General features: G+C 54.5%; 1 pseudogene. It reads left to right on the top strand.

Annotation, left to right across the window (positions count from 1 at the left end):
• Positions 1-13 precede the first annotated feature (13 nt).
• A pseudogene (locus tag Q4563_RS21205) lies at positions 14-253 on the top strand (SHOCT domain-containing protein); the annotation flags it as partial.

The raw sequence follows: 253 nt of genomic DNA on the forward strand, positions 1-253 counted from the left end.
GGGTAATGGCCAGATGATCTTTGAACAGCCGGCAGCGGGCCAAGGTGGTTTCCAGTCTGGAAACTGGTGGCCGTCTGAACTGGGTAACCCGTCGTCATCCGGTTCACAAAACAATATCCGTTATGCGATTTTCCCCCATTGTCAGCGCCTGGCACTCGACTCCAATGGTCAGGTGAGTGTTTACGATACCCAACAGCACCAGATCGGTGGTGTCAGCCAGCAGCAGGGTGGTGGTAATTCACTGACCTTCAGC

It is taken from the genome of Gilvimarinus sp. 1_MG-2023, from assembly GCF_030548285.1.